At 36.6% G+C, this 19036-nt stretch carries 20 protein-coding genes and 1 tRNA gene; 19 read left to right on the plus strand and 2 right to left on the minus strand.

Features of this window, described 5'->3' with window-relative positions; translation table 11 throughout:
* Positions 1 to 8 precede the first annotated feature (8 nt).
* Positions 9 to 932, minus strand: a complete 924-nt coding sequence (locus C1634_RS16675) for an alpha/beta fold hydrolase (protein WP_103231737.1) — start codon at positions 930 to 932, stop codon at positions 9 to 11.
* A gap of 20 nt (positions 933 to 952) precedes the next feature.
* A complete protein-coding gene (locus C1634_RS16680) occupies positions 953 to 1537 on the minus strand; it encodes a hypothetical protein (protein WP_103231736.1) in 585 nt (194 codons plus the stop codon).
* A 182-nt stretch (positions 1538 to 1719) separates the two neighbouring features.
* Between C1634_RS16680 and C1634_RS16685 the strand changes: the two genes are divergently transcribed.
* From C1634_RS16685 to C1634_RS16775, 19 genes are all read left to right on the plus strand, one after another.
* Positions 1720 to 3006 carry an adenylosuccinate synthase gene (locus C1634_RS16685; RefSeq protein WP_103231735.1) on the plus strand — a complete coding sequence of 429 codons (1287 nt, stop codon included), beginning with the start codon at positions 1720 to 1722 and terminating at the stop codon, positions 3004 to 3006.
* Between the two features lie 404 nt (positions 3007 to 3410).
* Positions 3411 to 4253, plus strand: a complete 843-nt coding sequence (locus tag C1634_RS16690) for an energy transducer TonB (protein ID WP_103231734.1) — start codon at positions 3411 to 3413, stop codon at positions 4251 to 4253.
* Between the two features lie 164 nt (positions 4254 to 4417).
* A complete protein-coding gene (locus tag C1634_RS16695; protein ID WP_103231733.1) occupies positions 4418 to 5191 on the plus strand; it encodes a ParA family protein in 774 nt (257 codons plus the stop codon).
* A gap of 69 nt (positions 5192 to 5260) precedes the next feature.
* Positions 5261 to 6151 carry a ParB/RepB/Spo0J family partition protein gene (locus C1634_RS16700; protein WP_103231732.1) on the plus strand — a complete coding sequence of 297 codons (891 nt, stop codon included), beginning with the start codon at positions 5261 to 5263 and terminating at the stop codon, positions 6149 to 6151.
* On the plus strand, positions 6152 to 6790 hold the full coding sequence (locus C1634_RS16705; RefSeq protein WP_103231731.1) for a DUF5683 domain-containing protein: 639 nt from the start codon (positions 6152 to 6154) through the stop codon (positions 6788 to 6790).
* Positions 6791 to 6853: 63 nt separating this feature from the next.
* The gene (gene dapB / locus C1634_RS16710; protein WP_109738788.1) at positions 6854 to 7555 is read left to right on the plus strand and encodes a 4-hydroxy-tetrahydrodipicolinate reductase; all 702 of its coding nucleotides are present in this window, start codon (positions 6854 to 6856) and stop codon (positions 7553 to 7555) included.
* A gap of 134 nt (positions 7556 to 7689) precedes the next feature.
* Entirely contained in the window at positions 7690 to 9348 is a 1659-nt protein-coding gene (lepB, locus tag C1634_RS16715; protein ID WP_103231729.1) for a signal peptidase I, read from the plus strand.
* A 59-nt stretch (positions 9349 to 9407) separates the two neighbouring features.
* A complete protein-coding gene (locus C1634_RS16720) occupies positions 9408 to 10031 on the plus strand; it encodes a WbqC family protein (RefSeq protein ID WP_394337101.1) in 624 nt (207 codons plus the stop codon).
* Between the two features lie 87 nt (positions 10032 to 10118).
* Positions 10119 to 11801: a S8 family serine peptidase gene (locus tag C1634_RS16725; RefSeq protein WP_103231728.1), complete on the plus strand. Its 1683-nt coding sequence runs from the start codon at positions 10119 to 10121 to the stop codon at positions 11799 to 11801.
* A gap of 125 nt (positions 11802 to 11926) precedes the next feature.
* Positions 11927 to 12418: a lipocalin family protein gene (locus C1634_RS16730; protein WP_103231727.1), complete on the plus strand. Its 492-nt coding sequence runs from the start codon at positions 11927 to 11929 to the stop codon at positions 12416 to 12418.
* A 26-nt stretch (positions 12419 to 12444) separates the two neighbouring features.
* A complete protein-coding gene (locus tag C1634_RS16735; protein ID WP_103231726.1) occupies positions 12445 to 13134 on the plus strand; it encodes an OmpA family protein in 690 nt (229 codons plus the stop codon).
* 105 nt (positions 13135 to 13239) lie between these two features.
* Positions 13240 to 14127, plus strand: coding sequence for a decaprenyl-phosphate phosphoribosyltransferase (locus C1634_RS16740; protein WP_103231725.1), 888 nt, complete (start codon positions 13240 to 13242; stop codon positions 14125 to 14127).
* Positions 14124 to 15443, plus strand: a complete 1320-nt coding sequence (locus C1634_RS16745; RefSeq protein ID WP_103231724.1) for an FAD-binding oxidoreductase — start codon at positions 14124 to 14126, stop codon at positions 15441 to 15443. The genes C1634_RS16740 and C1634_RS16745 overlap by 4 nt, the downstream gene beginning before the upstream one ends.
* Entirely contained in the window at positions 15443 to 16168 is a 726-nt protein-coding gene (locus C1634_RS16750; protein ID WP_077415689.1) for an SDR family NAD(P)-dependent oxidoreductase, read from the plus strand. Before C1634_RS16745 ends, C1634_RS16750 begins: the two co-directional genes overlap by 1 nt.
* A gap of 5 nt (positions 16169 to 16173) precedes the next feature.
* Positions 16174 to 16761, plus strand: coding sequence for an HAD family hydrolase (locus tag C1634_RS16755; RefSeq protein WP_109738789.1), 588 nt, complete (start codon positions 16174 to 16176; stop codon positions 16759 to 16761).
* Between the two features lie 24 nt (positions 16762 to 16785).
* Positions 16786 to 17256 (plus strand): hypothetical protein, encoded by a 471-nt coding sequence (locus C1634_RS16760; protein WP_103231722.1) that lies wholly within the window; start codon positions 16786 to 16788, stop codon positions 17254 to 17256.
* 2 nt (positions 17257 to 17258) lie between these two features.
* A complete protein-coding gene (locus C1634_RS16765; protein WP_103231721.1) occupies positions 17259 to 18434 on the plus strand; it encodes a cysteine desulfurase family protein in 1176 nt (391 codons plus the stop codon).
* An 84-nt stretch (positions 18435 to 18518) separates the two neighbouring features.
* Positions 18519 to 18836, plus strand: coding sequence for a thioredoxin (gene trxA / locus C1634_RS16770; RefSeq protein WP_103231720.1), 318 nt, complete (start codon positions 18519 to 18521; stop codon positions 18834 to 18836).
* Positions 18837 to 18962: 126 nt separating this feature from the next.
* A tRNA-Asp gene (locus tag C1634_RS16775) sits at positions 18963 to 19036 on the plus strand.

A 19036-nucleotide genomic window follows, 5' to 3' on the forward strand; every position in this document is an offset into this window, starting at 1 on the left:
AGATTCTTCTATTTTGAAATCCAGTCATAAATTTCCTTCAACACTTTTCCCCGTATTTCCTCATTCAGAATCTCATGACGCATCTCCGGATAGATCTTTACCTCTACATTTTGAAAGCCGTCAGCTTTTAAATTATCCACTGTATGCATTACTCCTTTTCCAAAATCACCGATCGGATCATTCTGCCCGCTTACAAAAAGGAAGGGGAAAGATTGGGAAATAGAAGAAGCCCACTTTCTTGCCGTAGCCCTTTTATAAATGGTAAATAAAGTGTAAAAAGCATTGTGGGTAAACGGAATTCCACACCATTCATCCTGCTCAAAAGCTTTTCTGTTTTTAGGATTTACACTGAGCCAGCTGGTATCACTGAAATCTTTATCTTTTTTAAAATGTTTGTTATTGACGCTTGTAAAAACTGAATTCAAGAAAGTACGATGACGAGGCGCAATGGCATTGGTTAATGATAAATACGCTCTTAACAAATCTATTCCCGGTAAAGGGCCGCCGGTTCCTGTAATGATGGCTCCTGTAAACTTACTGCTTGCCTTTTGAAGAAGACAACGGGTAATAAAAGATCCCATAGAATGTCCCAAAATAAAATGGGGAACTTCCGGATACTGCTCTGCAAGATGATCAGCCATCATTTCTGCATCTGCGACAAGTCTTTCGTCCGGTTTTTCAAGCTGGAAGAAACCAATATCCTTTTTCTCTTTCACAGATTTTCCATGTCCCAAGTGATCATACGTCAATACAGCAATCCCATGAGCTGCAAAATATTCTGCAATTTCTGCATATCTTCCGCTGTGCTCCTGCATGCCGTGAACCATTAACAAGGTAGCTTTTGCCGTTTCGGGCGAAAACAGAGTGTAATAAAGTTGTGATTCTCTGTTTACTTTTGATGGTAGATATGTTGATGTTTGGGATATTGGCATGATAAATTGGTTTTTTTGTATTATTTTATCTCAATGTCAGGAAGTTTGAAATTTCCAACAATTTCAATTAATTGAGAAGAGTTGGCTTTTAAATTATTAAAGAAATCATCCATATTTTTCTCGTATCCTCTTTCACTTACTGCAAAAAGAAGAACTCCTTTATTTTTGCTATTATTAATAAGTTTATAACGGTAAATATTCCTTTCAGCAATCAGTATTTCCTTGCCGTCCTTTGAGTTTTCACTAATAAGAAAATCCAAAATATATTCTCCATTATTTTCAAGAACCTGATAATTAACAACAGGGTTAGTTTTTTTTGCTTCCTGAAGTTCTCCTATTTTTTGATCAATAATATCTTTAAGAGTGAAATTACCTTTTACAAACTCAATTAAAACCATACTGCTGTATTGGTTGATGTTTTCTTTTGGACTTAAATATTCCTGCTTGAAATAGTTTTCATTGGGATGAGAGCTCCAGGCTAAATTATATTCCTTTTGATTCAAATTAATAGGTCCGGGTACATTTAGATAATCATTTACTTTATTTTGTGCTTTTATATAAAACAGAGGAACCATTAAAAGTAGAATCAGAATTTTAAATTTCATTTCGAATAATTTTTAGAGTAAATATAATCCATTTTATATAGGTGTGAAAGTAAAAACATCAGGAATAAAGTCATATTCAACCTCATGATTTTCACCCCAACCCAAAAATAAAATCCTCCTCAAATTTGCCCACCCAATTTTTTAAAAGTAATTTTGCACGAATCTAAAAACAAAAGTAAAATATGTCAACTTATGTAGTTGTAGGTCTTCAGTACGGAGATGAAGGCAAAGGAAAAATCACGGATGTTTTATCGGCTAAATCGGACTATGTAGTACGTTTCCAGGGTGGAGACAACGCTGGTCACACGGTTTATGTGGGTGAAGAAAAATTCGTTTTGCACCTTCTTCCTTCAGGAGTTCTTCAATGCAAAGGGAAATGTATCATTGCGAACGGAGTAGTGGTAAACCCTAAGTCTTTTATTAGAGAAGTTGGTCAGATCGAGAGCAAAGGCTTGAGAACAGATCATATCTTTATCAGCAGAAGAGCGCATGTTATCATGCCTTACCACATCCTTTTGGATACTTACCGTGAAGAGGAGCACGGAGGCACTCAGATCGGAACTACCAAAAAAGGAATCGGACCTTGTTATGAAGATAAAATCGCAAGAGTTGGAATCAGAATGGTAGACCTTTTAAATCCTGAGATTTTAAGAGACAAAATCGAGAAAAACTTAAAAGTTAAGAATTCTCTTTTTGAAAAATATTACGGAAAGCCAACATTAGACGTTGAAGAAATCTACAACGAATATTTAGAAATCGGAAAACAGCTTCAGGACAGAATCGTTGATACTGAATTAGAGTTGAACGAAGCGATCAGAGATGGTAAAAACGTTTTATTCGAAGGAGCACAAGCTTTAATGCTTGATATTGACTTTGGAACTTATCCGTACGTAACTTCATCTTCTCCATCTACAGGAGGAGTTTGTTCAGGAGCTGGTGTTCCACCAACTTCACTTCAGAACTTAATCGGAGTGGCGAAAGCATATTGTACAAGAGTAGGAAACGGACCTTTCCCATCTGAATTAGATAACGAACTGGGTGAGAAAATCAGACAGATCGGTGGTGAATTCGGAGCGACTACAGGAAGACCAAGAAGAACAGGTTGGTTAGACCTTGTTTCTTTAAAGCATGCTTGTATGATCAACGGGATCAACAACCTTGTAATCACTAAGCTTGACGTTCTTACAGGAATTGAAAACCTTAAAATCGTTACTCATTACAAAACTGAAGATGGAAAAATTATTGATTATTTCACTTCATCTACAGAAAAACTATACAACTACGAGTCTATCTACCAGGAGTTACCAGGTTGGAACGAAGATATTACAAAAGCAAGAAGCTATGATGAACTTCCTGACAATGCTCAGAAATACATCGAGTTTATTGAGAAATACTTAGGAATCAATGTATACTTAGTTTCTGTAGGTCCTGAAAGAAGTCAGAACATCATCAGAAAAGAATTATTCTAATATTCTTAGATTATAAATAATAGAGAGATCATCATTTGATGGTCTCTTTTTTTGTTTAAAAATTAATGAGACTTGATAAAATAACTTTTAGTTTCTTTTATCTGGTTTATCAATCCTTGTCAAGGTTTTAAACCTTGACAAGGATTACATTTAAGTATATCTACTAAGCTCCTGTTCTGCTATTTGTATATTTATTCTTATTTATTTTCATGAAAAATACTACCGTTTTCTTGTGTAGATTTTCTATTTGAAAATGTTAAAATTTAAACATTATCATAAAATTTTCTAATATTATGTTGTTTTGATAAAATTCTGGCAGATGTTTTGATATTACAACATTGCTTATCGATAAGAACTAATCAAACTAATAATCAAAATTTTTAACAGTTTAAATAGTAGTAGTGATGAAACAACATAATCAAAACCAGGAATTTCGTTTTAACGAGGTTCTCTTTGAGCACCGCAATAAAGAATATGGTGCCTATGCGTTAAGAAACGAATCAGATAGAATATTAACCAAAGCCCTTTTTATAGGAGCAAGTTTAATGGCCGCAGTATCCATTACACCGTTTGTGATTTCTGCATTGAAACCTGTAGAAGCCCCTACAGGAACCATATATAATCTTCCGCATGTAATTGAGATTCAGGATGTAGAAAAGCCGAAAGACCAGCCAGTACAAATTGTAAAACCAACGCCGCCAGCGCCTGCTGTAAAAGCATATGATGACAGATTACCAGAGCCTAAGGCAATTGTCACCAATGAAAAGCAAGTTGAGGATAAAACGAATGCAGTAGCAAGCACACAAACATCGGAAGGTAAAGAAATAACAAATACGACCTATATTCCGATTGTTCCACGTGTTATTGGAGGTGATGGTCCATCTACTGTAAAGGTTGATCCGGTCGTTGAAAAAACAGATCCTACAATCATTGATAAAGACCCTAGTGTTGAAGCTAGTTTTTCAGGAGGAATAGACTCCTTCAGAAATAAAGTAATGAACAACTTCGATGGTTCAGGATTTGAATCAGAAGAGGTTGTAAAAACGACAGTTACCTTTATTGTAGAAATGGACGGAACAATTTCAGGGGTAAAAGCTAATGGAACCAACGCCGACTTTAACAGTGAGGCCATGAGAACAATCAAAAACATCTCAAGCAAAGGAAAATGGATTCCTGCCAAAAACAAAAAAGGAGAATTCGTAAGAAGTTATTTCAAATTTCCAATCTCAATGAAGTTTGATAATTAATACGGAAAAACAAATTTAGAATAGTTATCCACAAAGAATTTTTTTTGTGGATAATTTTTTTTATCGTTAAATTGCTTATTAACAATATTTTAACTCAATTTTGATTTTCTCCACTCACCGAGAGCAAAGAAAAAAGTGTATTTTTGAAACTTAAAGTTCTAATAATGGCAAAAATCATAGGTATTGCTAATCAAAAAGGAGGTGTTGGTAAAACAACCACCGCCGTAAATTTGGCAGCAGCATTAGGAGTATTGGAGAAAAAAATATTGATCATTGATGCTGATCCTCAGGCGAATGCTACATCCGGTCTGGGGGTGGAAGATGTTCAGTATTCTACATATAATCTACTGGAGCACAGTGCGGATACAAGAGTTTGTATCAAAAGAACTGCCACTCCAAACCTTGATATTATTCCGTCACACATCGATTTGGTGGCTGCGGAAATTGAGTTGGTAGATAAGGAGGACCGTGAATATATGCTGAAAAAAGCACTGGCGAGCGTAAGAGACGATTATGACTATATCATCATCGACTGTGCGCCGAGTTTAGGTCTTATTACCGTAAATGCTCTTACTGCAGCAGATTCTGTAATCATTCCGATCCAGTGTGAATATTTTGCATTAGAAGGACTTGGGAAACTTTTGAACACCGTGAAAAATGTTCAGAAGATCCACAATAAAGACCTGGGAATAGAAGGTCTTCTTTTAACGATGTATGATAGCCGTTTAAGACTGTCAAACCAGGTAGTGGAAGAAGTAAACCTGCATTTCCCGGAAATGGTTTTTGAAACCATTATCAGCAGAAACGTAAGGTTGAGTGAAGCACCAAGTTTTGGAGAAAGTATCCTGAATTATGATGCCGAAAGTAAAGGAGCTGTTCAGTATATTCAGTTAGCTGAAGAAGTTCTTTTGAGAAATGAAAACTTAATAAAGAACTAAATTAATAATAAATGGCCAATAAGTGAATGCTAGTCATCGCTTATCAAACATCATTTATCAATTATATCTATGAAGGACAAAAAAAGAGCTATGGGACGCGGCTTGGGCGCCATTTTAAGTGCAGAATCTAAAGCAACTGTCAATTCAGCTACTGATGAAGGAGCAGATAAGTTTGTAGGAAACATTGTAGAAGTTGCGCTTGAAGATATCTATCCGAACCCGACGCAGCCGAGAACTTATTTTGATGAAAAAGCATTAAACGAACTCGCGCAGTCGATCAAAAACCTGGGAGTAATCCAGCCGATTACCCTGAGAAAAGACGGAGAAAGATTTGAAATCATTTCCGGGGAAAGACGTTACAGAGCAACTAAAATTGCCGGGTTAACGACTATTCCTGCCTATATCCGTTTAGTAAATGATCAGGAGCTTCTTGAGATGGCTCTTGTTGAAAACATCCAGAGAGAAGATCTTGATGCCATCGAAATTGCTTTGACTTATCATAGACTTTTGGAAGAGATCGGTCTTACTCAGGAAAACCTGAGCCAGAGAGTAGGAAAGGATAGAAGTACCATCACCAACTCCATCAGATTATTAAGACTAAACCCGGATATTCAGAATGCCATCAGAAGTGGTGAGATTTCTGCAGGACACGGTAGAGCCATTATCAGTCTTGAAAGTGAAGAAGATCAGCAGGTTTTATTTGATCTTATCATCAAAGAAAAATTAAATGTTCGTCAGTCAGAGCAGGCAGCTGCCGCATTGAAGAACCCAAAGTCTCCCGCCGCAAAAAAAGCCAATGTGGAGCTTTCCAATAACTATAAAAAAGCCCAGAAGACCATCGCAGATATCCTGGATATAAAAGTGGAGATCAAAGCTTCTGGAAATGGTAAAAAAGGTAAAATTGTTCTGGACTTCAAAAACGAAGAAGAGCTGGAATATATTCTATCCCATATTAAATAAATGAAGAAAATATTTTTCACATTTTTCTTGTGTATTGCTGTACTGGCTTACTCACAAGTAAAACCTATTGATACCGTTCGGATGCAGACTCTTCCGAAAGAAGAACCTCGTGTGGTAAAGCCAGGAAAAACAGAAGCAAAGATCATTGAAGATCTTGAAAAAGCAAATGGTCCGACAGTAAAAACCATAAAACTGAATCCTACCAGAGCAGGATTGTATTCTGCCGTTTTTCCAGGATTGGGACAGTTTTATAATAAAAAATACTGGAAGATTCCCATTGTTTGGGGAGCAGTAGGAGCAGGAGTTGGTATTGCGGTCTGGAATGACAATCAATATCGAAAATACCGCGAATATTATATAGCAAAACTGAACGGAACGCCTAATGAATTTGTAGACAGTCACCCGTTTTTAGATAAAAAAGCTTTGGGGAATGCTCAGGACAGGGCCAAAAGACAAAGAGATTATGCGATTGCTATTACAGGATTGATCTATATCCTGAATATTGTAGATGCAGTAGTAGATGCACATCTTTATGAAAGCCGTCATGACCCGGATCTGGTTTTTAAACCATCAGTTATTCAGGATCAATATGGGTATAGCGCTCCAAAAACAGGCTTCAGTTTAAGTTACAGATTTTAAAATACAATATACCTGCAGAAAGGTCTTAGGATTGAATGCAGTAGTAAAAAATAAAAAGATCATATGAAAATAGCATTAGTTGGTTACGGTAAAATGGGTAAGATCATTGATGAGATCGCGCAGAAGAGAGGTCATGAAGTAGTTGCCCGTCTGAAGGAAACCCCAACTGCTGAAAATCTTAATAATCCGGATGTTGTGATTGAATTCTCATTACCGGAAGTGGCATTTGAAAACATAAAAGCTTGTCTTGAAAATAAAATTCCGGTGATCTGCGGAACGACAGGCTGGCTGGATCAAAAAGCTGAAATAGAAAAACTGGCTGTAGAAAATGGTACAGCTTTCCTATACGGTTCCAACTTTAGTTTAGGAGTGAATTTATTTTTTGCTTTAAACGAAAAATTGGCTGGTCTGATGAAAAATGTAGATGAATACTCTTGTCAGTTAGAAGAAATTCACCACATCCATAAAAAAGATGCTCCAAGTGGAACAGCTATTTCTATCGCAGAAGGAATCATCCAAAACAACCCGAAATTCGATGCCTGGAAGCTGGAAGAAACAGAAGGCAAGCAGCTGGGAATTTTTGCGGTACGTGAAGATGAAGTACCGGGAACCCACAGCGTATATTATAGAAGCGAAGTAGACGAAATCGAAATCAAGCATACCGCTTTCAACAGAAACGGTTTTGCACTGGGTGCTGTAGTAGCCGCAGAATGGATTAAAGATAAAAAAGGAAACTTCGCAATGAAAGACGTTTTGGGGCTTTAATTTGTAACAAATTCTGTAAATTGCAGACAAATAAACAGAAAATGATGAATAGTGAATAGTAAATAGCGGATGGCTGTTATCATTTATTACTCATCATTTTATCATTTATATCATAAGAATAGGCACAAAAATTTATGAATTATTTTTTAACTTATACAGTATATGTCCTCATATTATCCGTATTAATGGGGCTTTCATCTTGGAAACTGTTCAAGAAAATGGGCTATAGCCCTTTATTTGCTTTTATCCCTTTCTATAACTATTTCATCATTCTGAAAGAAACAAAACATCCGAAATGGTGGGCAATCCTATCTTATCTTCCGATTGTAGGGCCAATCATGATGTCTGTTTTCCACCTTTACTTAGTGAAAAAGTTTGGAAAGACACTTTTCAAAGATCAGATTCTTACCGTGATTTTGCCGTTTATTTATATGGCGGTGATCAACTATTCTAAAGATGTAGAGTTAGAAGATGAAAATGCAAACGACCTGTTTCTTACAGACGAAGAGAAGAACGACAAAAAGAAAGATACATTCGTGGGTTCTATTACCTTTGCGGTAGTATTTGCAACCATCATTCACGTTTTTGTAACACAGCCTTTCGGGATTCCTACAGGATCTATGGAAAGAACATTATTGGTGGGAGACTTCCTTTTTGTAAACAAATGGAGCTATGGATACAGACTTCCAATGCGTCCGGTAGCAATACCTTTCCTTCAGGGAACGATTATGGATACAGGACAAAAGGGAAATCCTAAAGATGATCCGAAATCTTATGTAGATGGAATTAAACTCCCTTATACAAGAATCTTACAATTCGATAAGCCGCAGAAAAATGATGTGGTAGTTTTCAACTATCCTCGAGATTCTGTGCATACAGCGATTGACAGAAAAGATCCTTATGTAAAAAGATGTGTAGCTACAGCAGGCGATACTTTTGAAATGAGAGCCGGAAGACTTTTCGTTAACGGAAAACCGGAAACTGTTTTAGGAGATCAGGAAGTACAACATGCGTATGTTGTAAATACTAAGGAACAATTAGATATTCCTACGTTATATAAAGGTTATGGTTTTTTACCTGTAACTGAGGAACAAACAAATAGTGGGTTTAAATATACTTTCCAAGGGCTAACTGACAAAATTGCTAAAGATATTAAAGAATTGCCAAGTGTAATTGATATGCAGGAAAGCATTTTGTCTAAAGGAATGGCTGCAATCCAATATAAAGTGAATGCTGATAAAACAGCATATACAAAAAGTATAGATACTACACAATCTATATTTCCAGTTAATAAAGCTTGGAATCCTGATTGGTACGGACCTGTCAGAATTCCTAAAAAAGGAGATGTTGTAGCGATCAATCAGGAGACATTTCCAATGTATCAATGGATTATTTCTGAATATGAGCACAATAGCTTGGAGAAAAAGAATGGAAAGATCTTCATTAATGGCAAAGAAGCGAATCAGTATACCATTCAGCAGGATTATTATATGATGATTGGGGACAACAGAGATGCTTCATTAGATGCAAGATTCTTTGGTTTCGTTCCTGAAGAAAATATTGTAGGAAAACCTATGTTTACATGGATGAGTCTTCAGGGTGCTTTCTCAGATAGCAGTTCTACTTACCAGGCGCCATTTAAAGTTCGTTGGGACAGAATGTTCAAAGCAACCAATACAGGAGAAGCTAATAAAACCTCTTACTGGTGGATTGCAGCGATGATCCTGATCTTATTCTTTGGATGGGAGTATTTCGAGAAATTGTTCAGAAAGAAAAAAACTGAAGACAACTAATAAAAAAATTAAACTTAAAATAGAATGAAGTATTTGAAAAAATACTTCATTTTTGCATTATGAATATGAAGAATGTATTATTGCCGGCATTTTATATGCCCCCGATTTCATGGTTTTCAGTGTTTGTGAACCCTGAGAATAATATTGTATTTGAACAGTTTGAAAGCTTTCCAAAACAGACCTATAGAAGCAGAACCAATATATATGGAGCTAATGGAAAATTATCATTAATCATTCCCATCGCTCATAACGGAAAAAGAGAATTTAAAGACATTGAAATCTCTTACCGTGAAGACTGGAGAGCTCTTCATTGGAAATCGATCAAAACAGCCTATCAAAGTTCTCCTTATTTCGAATATTATGAAGATAAGCTCAGAAAAATATTTGAGCTTAATGAAAAGTTTCTTCTTGATTTTAACCTTAAAGGGATAGAAGTTATCCAACAGATACTAAAAACAGAAAAGGCACAGTCTTTGAATGAAGAATATATCAAAAACCCTGAAGAAATCAATTTCAGAGAAAAGTTTTCGGCAAAGGTTCCTTCAGAATTTCAAATGGAAGAATATTACCAGACATTTTCGGATAAATTCGGGTTTTTGGAAGACTTGTCGATTCTTGACCTTATTTGTAATAAAGGCCCGGAATCACTCATGTATTTAAAAAATATAAAACAATCATATTAGCATACAATCACTATTCAAGAAAGTTTCAGCATACAGCAGATGAAGGTGGTGATTGACATATTGCTTTAAAAAATTAAATATCAACATATGAAAAAGGTATTATTAGCTGCAGTTTTTTTAGCAGGTTTTAGTTTCTCTTTTGCACAGGAATCTAAAGCTAAAAGTATTGATCCTAGCGAAGACAAAGATCTGATGACATGGTATCATAAAGATTTTGCGACTTCAAAAGTATATGGTGTAAATACGGCAAATGCCTATAAATATTTAGAATCTAAAGGACTGAAGCCTAAAACCGTGGTCGTTGGAGTTTTAGACAGTGGAGTACAGGTAGATCACCCCGGATTGGTAAAAAACCTATGGTCAAATCCTAACGAAGTTCCTGGCAACGGTAAAGATGATGACGGAAACGGATATATTGATGATGTACACGGATGGAACTTCATAGGAGGTAAAAACGGTGATATTGATATTGATAATATGGAGGTGACAAGAGTCGTAGCCAAATACAAGCCCATTTTCGAAGGAGATGATTCTGCAAAGAACAAAGCCAACCAGGCTAAGATGAAGGAGGATTTTGATATGTATATGAAAGCCAAAGAGATGTTCAATAAAAAAAGCATCGAGGCAAAACAAAGTTTTCAGACATATTCTATGCTGAACGAGCTGATTCCTAATATGGTAAAATTATTAGGAGGTAAGCCTGTAACTGGTGAAACCATTTCAGCAATTAAAGCGCCTACAGATCAGAAAGATGCTATTGCATTGGATTTCTTAGGTCAGATTTCCCAAAGTCCGGAATTCAAAGGAAAATCATCTGCTGAGTTTGAGAAAAAGATGAAAGAGGAGATGAAGGAGGCTATAGATCATTTTGCTCCGGCAGCAAAACAATACGACCTTTCATATGATCCGAGAAAAGAAATAGTAGGGGATAACTACGATGATTATTCTGAAAAAAGTTATGGGAACAATCATTATGAAGGAGCAGATGCAGAACACGGAACTCACGTAGCAGGAATTATTGCAGGACTTCCACAAGGAAAAGAAGTTCAGTACGGGGTTGCTTCCAAAGTGGCTAAAATCATGTCTGTAAGAACAGTTCCTAATGGAGATGAAAGAGATAAAGACGTTGCCAATGCAATCAGATATGCAGTAGATAACGGTGCGAAAGTTTTAAATATGAGCTTCGGGAAACCTGTTTCTCCCGGTAAGAATGTAGTTTGGGATGCTTTTAAATATGCTGAAGATAAAGGCGTTCTTTTAGTAAAAGCTGCAGGTAACGAAAATGAAGATGTAGCAGAACACTTGGCCTATCCTACCAACTTTAAAAATGTTACGGATGAAAAACCATTTGTAAGCAACGTTCTTGTGGTAGGAGCAAGCACCAATAAAAACAGTGCTTTGAGAGCCGATTTTTCTAACTTCAACAAAAAAATGGTCAATGTTTTCGCTCCGGGAGAAGAAATCTATTCTACCGTTCCGAAAAACGAATATAAATATCTTCAGGGAACTTCTATGGCATCACCAGTGGTAGCCGGAGGAGCTGCTGTTTTATTAGCGTATATGCCAGATCTGAAACCTTATCAGATCATTGAAGCGCTTGTGAAAAGCAGCAATCCTAGCACAGCAAATGGATTTGCAGATGAATCTCAGGCAGGTGGAGTTATCGACCTGAAAAAAGCGGCAGAGTATGCTTATACCAATTTCTACAAAGGAAAGCCGGCAGGCACTGCCAAGCCTTCGAAATCCGTAAAAAAGGCCGTTAAAAAATAATTTATCTCCCTGTGTTTAAGGAGAAGTCATAAAAAGTCCGAATTTTTTTCGGACTTTTTATTTTTTATTTTAAATTTTGGCACGGTTTTTTGTAACTTTATAGTAACAAAATAATAAACAACAAAATGAAAAAGTTACTACTTGCAGGGATGTTGGGAACATCACTTTTTGCAGTGTCGTGTTCCTCTGTTAACAAAGCAGCTACATCTCAAAATCAAAGAGCTGATTTCCTTAAAATGAAAGGAGATTGGCAGATTGTGAGCATAGATTACGAAAAAGGGTATAAAATCAAACCTTTTGACGAAGGTGCAGATGCACAGTGCTTCGTAGGAAGCCACTGGAGATTGATTCCTAACAACTGGACAGGAGCGTATACTTTGAACGGAGGTGGAGATTGCCCGGCAATTACACAGCCCATCAAGTTTGAAATAAAAGACGGTAACACGTTTATGTTTAAAAAAATTGCAGGAGGTACGAAAGCAAAACAAAATACTGTAGGATATAGCCTTACCCTGATTAATCAGACAACAGATCAGTTTTCACTTCAGCAAGATGTTCCTTTTGAAGGAGGTAATGTAAAAGTAGTTTACAACTTCCAGAGAGCAGGAATGAAATAATATATCAACATAAAAGATCAAAAAAAATGAAATTTACAAAAACATACGTAGGAGCCCTTTTCTTGTCATCAGCATTATTATTGACAAGTTGTGAGGCGGTTCAGAATTCAAATCACCAACAAAGAGGTACAGCTGTAGGAGTTGCTTCAGGAGCTGTTCTTGGAGGGATCTTAGGAAACAATGTAGGAAGAGGAGGAAACGGAGCTATTGGTGCTGTATTAGGAGGTATTATCGGTGGTGTTGCAGGTAACGTTATCGGTAACAAAATGGATAAGCAGGCTAGAGATATTAAAGAAACTTTACCAGGAGCACAGGTAGAAAGAGTAGGTGATGGTATTAAAGTGACCATGAATGAAAGTATTGTAAACTTTGCTTTCGACTCTTCAAACCTTACTTCCGTTGCTCAGACTAACCTTGACAAATTAGCTACAGTATTGGTAAATAACGCAGATACCAATATCAATATCTACGGGTATACAGACAGCGTAGGTAAAGATGCTTACAATATGGCGCTTTCTCAAAGAAGAGCAGATGCTGTAAAAGCTTATTTAGTAGGAAAAGGAATTGCATCTAGCAGAATGTTCTCAAAAGGAGAAGGTAAAAATATGCCGGTTGCTAGCAATGATACTGATGAAGGAAGAGCTAAAAACAGAAGAGTTGAGTTTGCCATTACTGCAAATGAAAAAATGATTAATGAAGCCAAACAAGGGCAATAGTTAATTTAATATATAAATATTTTCGTAAAAGACCGCCCCGGCGGTTTTTTTTGTATTTTTATGCTATAAATTTTATTTATTATTTTTGTACTTGAAATAACATAAATGAAGAAATATTTAAAGCTGCTCCGTGTGGAGCAATGGGTGAAAAACCTTTTTGTATTTGTCCCTCTATTCTTTTCGGGTAATATTACCAACATAGATCTGCTTCTCAAGAGCATTTTCGCATTTGTTATCTTTTCGCTTGCGGCAAGTGTTGTGTATATTCTGAATGATTATAATGATATAGAAGCAGATAGAAAGCATCCTGAAAAAAGAAGAAGACCGTTGGCGAGTGGAGCTATTTCAAAATCAAAAGCTATAGGAATTCTTTTGGGACTTGTCATTGCAGATATTGCTCTTGTATTTTTTACAAAGATCTATTTTCATGAGCTGCTTTGGAAGTTTGCGACCATCATAGGATTTTATGTAGTGATGAATCTTGCCTATACCTTCAGACTCAAGCATGTCCCCATCATTGATATTTTCATTATTGCCATAGGGTTTGTACTGCGTGTACTGGCTGGAGGGTATATTACCGGAATCAGTATTTCACAATGGGCAATCCTGTTAACGTTCGTGTTGGCATTAGTACTGGCTATCGGGAAAAGAAGAGGAGAGCTTATCAATGCGCAGGTTTCAGGAAAAACAAGACGGGCACTGGATGGATATAACGTTCAGTTTGCAGATATTGCATTATCCATTTCTATTACGCTGGCTATTGTGTGTTATCTGATGTTTACCCTGTCTCCGGAAGTTCAGGAAAGATTCCATGAGAGAGTTTTTTATACGGTGATTTTCGTAGTCTTTGCCTTGTTGAGGTATCTTCAGCAGACATTGGTTTACAACAGAACGGAATCTCCTACAAAAATTGTGTACAGAGACCGATACATACAGGTTACCCTATTACTTTGGGTAGCTGCATTTTTAATTCAAATTTATTTTAAGAAATGAAGCCTAATTTCACACAGAAAGTTACAAACTGGGGAAATTTCCCGGTAGTAGAGAAAGAAATGAGATCTGAGGACAGTTTCAAAAAAATAAAAGAATTTGTACTCAATCACAACGAAATTATTGCAAGAGGGAACGGAAGATGCTATGGAGATGCTTCGTTGGGAGAATCTATATTTTCAACAAAAAAATTAAATAAATTCATCAATTTTGACCGTTTAAACGGAGTGATAGAATGTGAATCCGGGGTACTGCTTTCAGATGTTCTGGAAATTGCAGTTCCACAGGGATACTTTCTGTATGTTACTCCAGGGACAAAATTTATATCAGTAGGAGGGGCTATCGCTTCTGATGTTCATGGAAAAAATCATCATGCAGAAGGTTGTTTTTCAGAATATGTGATTGAATTTAAGCTCATGACCGAGAAAGGGGAGATTATTACCTGTTCCAGAGAAGAAAATATTGAGAAGTTTTGGGCTACTATCGGTGGTATGGGACTTACTGGAATTATTCTTACAGCGAAGTTTAAGCTTAAAAATATAGAATCCGCTTATATTCGTCAGGAAAGCATTAAAGCGGAAAATCTGGATGAAATTTTTAAACTGTTTGAAGAAAGTGAAAGCTGGACCTACACGGTTGCCTGGATCGATTGTCTTCAGAAAGGAAAAGATATCGGAAGAAGTATTCTGATGAGAGGGGAGCATGCTTTTCAACATGAGCTTCCCCAGAATTTTGCAAAAACTCCTTTAAGATTAAAGAAAAAATTACAGCCTACAGTTCCTTTTTATTTTCCGGGATTTGTATTGAATGCACTTACCGTGAAAATTTTTAACTGGCTGTACTATAAAAAGCAATCTAAAAAAGAAGTGAAAAACTTCATTGATTACGAAACGTTTTTCTATCCTCTGGATGCCATTAATGACTGGAATAAGATCTATGGAAAATCCGGTTTTATACAATATCAGATGGTAATTCCTAAAGAAGCAGGAAAAGAAGGGATGAAAAGAATCCTTGAAACGATCGCCAATAGTGGAAACGGATCATTCTTAGCGGTTTTAAAACTCTTTGGAAAGGACAATCCTCAGGCGTATAATTCATTCCCTGTAGAAGGATATACATTGGCCCTGGATTTTAAGGTCAATTCAAAACTGAAAAAACTGGTAGACCAGCTTGATAGCATTGTTCAGGAATTCGGAGGGAGAATTTATCTTACCAAAGACAGCATGAGCAGATCATCATTGACCAATTATCTGAAAAATATTCAAAATCCTAAATTTGTGTCTTTACAGCACAAAAGAATCATAAACAACAATTCATAATGATAGTTCTGGGAAGCACATCTGAAGTGGCACAGGCTTTTGTGGAAAAAGCACTTCAGGAAGGAGAAAAATTTGAAAAGATCTATCTTTTTACCTCAAATAAAGAAACTACAGAACGATTTGCAAGGCATATTGATGTGAAGTTTCTGCAACAGGCGGAAGTCATCGAACTGGACCTGACAAAAGAAATAGATTACAATAGATTTGATAATATCAATTCAAATGTATTATTTTGTGCCGTAGGATATTTGGGCGAAGGAACAGAAGAAGGGTTGTATGATAACAGAAATACAGAACGTATCATAGATATCAATTACTCAAAACTGGTTCCGGTGATGAATTATTTTGCCCATAAATTTGAAAACAGAAGATCAGGAACGATTATCGGGCTTTCTTCAGTGGCAGGGGATAGGGGAAGACAGAGTAATTTCATCTACGGAAGTGCAAAAGCTGCTTTTACAGCTTATTTGAGTGGTTTGAGAAACTATCTTTTTGATAAAAAAGTACATGTTCTTACGATAAAACCAGGGTTTATGGCGACCAAGATGACAGAAGGTCTGCCTTTAAATCCAAAACTGACGGCAACACCGAAACAAGCAGCGGCCTGTATTTATAAAGCCTTCAAAAAGGAAAAAAATGTGGCATATGTTTTGCCGGTTTGGAGTATTATCATGATGATTATCAGGAATATCCCTGAGTTTATATTCAAAAAATTAAAGCTTTAAGAAAAATGAGAAAATTGTATTGTTTTGATTTTGACGGAACCCTGACGTATAAAGATACTATGTTTATGTATCTTAAATTCTACGATTCTACAAAATACCGGATACAATTTTTAAGACACGTACCGCTCTTTATTCTGTTGAAGCTGAAACTCGCCGAAACAGAAAAAGTGAAAAAAAGCTTTATCGGTTCTATTTTGAAAGGCCAGACTCAGGAAAAGATCGAATTGAAGTCTAAACAATTTTTTGAGCAGCATTATCCTAAAATTGTGAGGGAAAATGCATTAGACTTTATAAAAAATATCGATAGGAATAATATACAGAGTTTATTGGTGACCGCTTCATTGGATATCTGGGTAAAACCTTTTGCCGAAGAACTGAAAATGGAGCTTGTTTCTACACGGGCAGAGTTTAAGAACGGAGTTTTCACAGGAAATTTTGTAGGAAAAAACTGCAACGGGAAAGAAAAACTGGTACGAATTAAAGAAGAAATCAACGATTCTAAGTACGATAAAATTATTGCTTTTGGAGATACTTCAGGAGATCGCCCAATGTTGAAGTGGGCAAATGAGGGACATTACCAATTTTTTCATTAATTTTGGGAGATAAAATTGTAGAAAATGAAAAGCTTGTTAATTGCATCTGCACTCACTTTTATGAGTTGTGCAAGCACATCATCTCAAAAATCCCCTGATATGCAGGAAAATACAGAACTTATTGTTTCCCAGTCACAGGGAGGTACAGAAAAGGCAGGCTTTAGAATCATTAAAGAAGAAAAAGATTTTCGCAATACCATCAAAGGAAGTTTTGGCATTATAGGGACAGGAGATGATGGATCTTATGTCAAGTACCCGCAATTTCCTAAAGATAAGAAGGTTGTTCTCTACAATTTAGGTGGTTTCAGATCAGGAAGTCACAGCATCTCAGAAATCAAAGGGATCTCTGTGAAAAATAACATTCTGTATGTAGAAGTTCCGGCTGGAGAACCTTCCGGTGGAATGGAAATTCAGGTGCTTTCCAACCCATGGTTTATTTTCACTGTTCCTGCAGACTACCAATTCACCTCCGTAGAATTAAAATATTCAAAATAATAATGGATAAAATATATTTAGATAATGCCGCAACCACACCGCTTGCAGAAGAAGTTATAGATGCAATGGTTGGCACTATGAAGATGAATTTCGGAAACCCGTCTTCAACACACAGCTTTGGCCAGGAAGCAAAAATCCTTATTGAAAATGTGAGAAGACAGGTTGCAGACTATCTTCATGTAAGTCCTGCAGAAATCATTTTCACTTCCTGTGGAACAGAATCCAACAATATGATCATCAAATCCTCGGTAGAACACCTTGGTGTAGAAAGAATCATAAGCTCTCCTTTGGAACATAAATGTGTTTCTGAAAGTATTCTGGATATGAAAAGCAGAAAAGGGGTAGAAGTAAGCTACATCCGCCCTAATGAAAAAGGAGATATTGACCTGAATAAATTAGAAGAGCTGTTAAAGGCTTCAGATAAAAAAACATTGGTAAGCTTAATGCATGCCAACAACGAAATTGGAAACCTTATTAACCTTAAAGAAGTTGCCCAGCTTTGCAAAGAGCATCATGTACTTTTCCACTCAGATACAGTACAGACGATGGCTCATATGAACCTTAATTTCTCTGATATTCCTGTAGATTTCGCTTCCTGTAGTGCCCACAAGTTTCATGGGCCGAAAGGAGCTGGTTTTGCGTTTATCAGAAAGGCAACAGGTCTGAAAGGGATTATCACCGGAGGACCTCAGGAAAGAAGCCTTAGAGCCGGAACAGAAAATGTTGCCGGTATCGTAGGATTAGGTAAAGCCTTAGAACTTTCTTTGAGCCATATGGCGGAATATACAAACCATATGCAGGATATCAAAGATTATGCGATTGAAAGACTTTCTGCCGAAATTGAAGGGGTTAAATTCAACGGGAGAAGTGCTGAAAAGGAAAATAGTCTTTATACGGTTTTAAGCGCATTATTACCTTATAAAAATCCATTAATCGGACTTCAGCTGGACATGAAAGGAATTGCAATTTCTCAGGGGAGTGCGTGCTCATCAGGAGCTTCAAAACCTTCTATGGTCATGATGATGGTACTTTCTGAGGACGAAATGGATCACTGTACGCCGTTACGTATCTCTTTCAGCCATATGACGACCAAAGCAGAGATCGATACATTAGTAAGTGCATTGAAAGAAATTTCAAGCGATTACACTATAGAAAAAACTAATGTTGAGCATAGATAGTCTTATGCTCTAAAAATCGTAATTTTGAACATCCAATAGAGGATAAAAAAGAAAAATAATATTAATTAAAATAAAAGAAACAAAATGGCTTTAGAAATTACAGACAGCTCATTTCAGGATATGGTTTTAAAATCAGATAAACCAGTATTAGTAGACTTCTGGGCAGTATGGTGTGGACCTTGCAGAACTTTAGGACCAATCATCGAAGAAGTAGCATCAGACTTTGAAGGGAAAGCAGTAGTTGGGAAAGTAGATGTAGACAACAACCAGGAAATCTCTATGCAGTATGGGATCAGAAATATTCCTACAGTTCTTATTTTTAAGAATGGAGAAGTAGTAGACAAATTAGTAGGTGTGGCTCCAAAAGAGGTAATCGCTGAAAAATTAAGCGCTCACTTATAAAAAATAAAGTTTGATAATGAATGCCTTCCATGATTGGGAGGCATTTTTTTTGAAAATAATTTGCAGGTACCGAAAAAAGGTGTAATTTTGCAACCACGAAAAAGAAAGGAAGTTCTTTACAAATTAGATCCGGTAGTTCAGTTGGTTAGAATGCCGCCCTGTCACGGCGGAGGTCGCGGGTTCGAGTCCCGTCCGGATCG

Origin of the sequence: Chryseobacterium viscerum (genome assembly GCF_002899945.2) — a bacterium.
GTDB lineage: Bacteria > Bacteroidota > Bacteroidia > Flavobacteriales > Weeksellaceae > Chryseobacterium > Chryseobacterium viscerum.

Bases quoted from the DNA above. Each gene is read 5' to 3' on its own strand.
- C1634_RS16765 (WP_103231721.1), top strand. From the start codon at position 17,259: ATGGATAAAATATATTTAGATAATGCCGCAACCACACCGCTTGCAGAA.
- C1634_RS16675 (WP_103231737.1), bottom strand. From the start codon at position 932: ATGCCAATATCCCAAACATCAACATATCTACCATCAAAAGTAAACAGA.
- trxA (WP_103231720.1), top strand. From the start codon at position 18,519: ATGGCTTTAGAAATTACAGACAGCTCATTTCAGGATATGGTTTTAAAA.
- C1634_RS16745 (WP_103231724.1), top strand. From the start codon at position 14,124: ATGAAGCCTAATTTCACACAGAAAGTTACAAACTGGGGAAATTTCCCG.
- C1634_RS16760 (WP_103231722.1), top strand. From the start codon at position 16,786: ATGAAAAGCTTGTTAATTGCATCTGCACTCACTTTTATGAGTTGTGCA.
- C1634_RS16695 (WP_103231733.1), top strand. From the start codon at position 4,418: ATGGCAAAAATCATAGGTATTGCTAATCAAAAAGGAGGTGTTGGTAAA.
- C1634_RS16705 (WP_103231731.1), top strand. From the start codon at position 6,152: ATGAAGAAAATATTTTTCACATTTTTCTTGTGTATTGCTGTACTGGCT.
- C1634_RS16750 (WP_077415689.1), top strand. From the start codon at position 15,443: ATGATAGTTCTGGGAAGCACATCTGAAGTGGCACAGGCTTTTGTGGAA.
- C1634_RS16680 (WP_103231736.1), bottom strand. From the start codon at position 1,537: ATGAAATTTAAAATTCTGATTCTACTTTTAATGGTTCCTCTGTTTTAT.
- C1634_RS16685 (WP_103231735.1), top strand. From the start codon at position 1,720: ATGTCAACTTATGTAGTTGTAGGTCTTCAGTACGGAGATGAAGGCAAA.
- C1634_RS16720 (WP_394337101.1), top strand. From the start codon at position 9,408: ATGAATATGAAGAATGTATTATTGCCGGCATTTTATATGCCCCCGATT.
- C1634_RS16725 (WP_103231728.1), top strand. From the start codon at position 10,119: ATGAAAAAGGTATTATTAGCTGCAGTTTTTTTAGCAGGTTTTAGTTTC.
- C1634_RS16700 (WP_103231732.1), top strand. From the start codon at position 5,261: ATGAAGGACAAAAAAAGAGCTATGGGACGCGGCTTGGGCGCCATTTTA.
- C1634_RS16690 (WP_103231734.1), top strand. From the start codon at position 3,411: ATGAAACAACATAATCAAAACCAGGAATTTCGTTTTAACGAGGTTCTC.
- C1634_RS16730 (WP_103231727.1), top strand. From the start codon at position 11,927: ATGAAAAAGTTACTACTTGCAGGGATGTTGGGAACATCACTTTTTGCA.
- lepB (WP_103231729.1), top strand. From the start codon at position 7,690: ATGAATTATTTTTTAACTTATACAGTATATGTCCTCATATTATCCGTA.
- C1634_RS16735 (WP_103231726.1), top strand. From the start codon at position 12,445: ATGAAATTTACAAAAACATACGTAGGAGCCCTTTTCTTGTCATCAGCA.
- C1634_RS16740 (WP_103231725.1), top strand. From the start codon at position 13,240: ATGAAGAAATATTTAAAGCTGCTCCGTGTGGAGCAATGGGTGAAAAAC.
- dapB (WP_109738788.1), top strand. From the start codon at position 6,854: ATGAAAATAGCATTAGTTGGTTACGGTAAAATGGGTAAGATCATTGAT.
- C1634_RS16755 (WP_109738789.1), top strand. From the start codon at position 16,174: ATGAGAAAATTGTATTGTTTTGATTTTGACGGAACCCTGACGTATAAA.